The organism is Frigoribacterium sp. MEB024, from assembly GCF_000878135.1.
GTDB lineage: Bacteria > Actinomycetota > Actinomycetes > Actinomycetales > Microbacteriaceae > Frigoribacterium.
This window is the reverse complement of the sequence record NZ_JXQZ01000123.1, coordinates 1-604: the sequence shown is the minus strand read 5'-3', so window position 1 is coordinate 604 and position 604 is coordinate 1. Positions and strand designations below refer to the sequence as shown.

Sequence of the window (604 nt, the reverse complement as noted above, 5' to 3'; positions counted from 1 at the left end):
CCTACCGCGACGCCGTCCGCGACGCGGGCATCGACCTGACCGTCCGCAACGCGTCGTCCGACTCGTACTACACGCAGATCTGGATGCAGAAGCCCCTCATGGTCAGCTACTGGTTCACCGGACGCCCGATCGACCAGCTGCTCAACCAGATCTTCCGCACCGGCTCGTCGTACAACGAGAGCGCCTGGTCGAACCCGACCTTCGACGGGCTGCTCGACGACGCCCGCGCCGAGATGGACGACACGCGCCGCATGACCCTCTACCAGGACGCCCAGCGCATCGTCGTCGAGGACTCGGCCGACATGACCCCCATGTTCGGAGACCGCCTCGTCGGCCTGTCGCGCGACGTCCTCAACTACCGCGAGTTCGGCTTCGAGTTCGACTACCTGCAGATCGGACTCCGCGCATGAGCCCCACACCGACCGGCGGCGGCACGAACGGCCGCGGCACGAACGACCCCCGCGCGAACGACGGCGGCGTCACCCGGCCCACCCCGCCGAGCGCGACCTCCGCCGAGGCCCGCGGACGGGCGGCCACGCGCGCCCTCGAGAAGGAACTCGGCGACGACGGCGCGACCCGCACCTCCTCGTCCGGCGGCCGAGGC

Annotated in this window: 1 protein-coding gene and 1 pseudogene; both read left to right on the top strand. The window is 70.7% G+C overall.

Translation table 11 applies throughout. The features are described 5' to 3' along the window. Nucleotides 1-410, top strand: a pseudogene (locus SZ60_RS15460) (peptide ABC transporter substrate-binding protein); the annotation flags it as partial. Next, the coding region (locus SZ60_RS15455; protein ID WP_043597564.1) for a hypothetical protein at nucleotides 407-604 on the top strand (198 nt) is incomplete at its 3' end. The pseudogene SZ60_RS15460 and the gene SZ60_RS15455, both read left to right, overlap by 4 nt.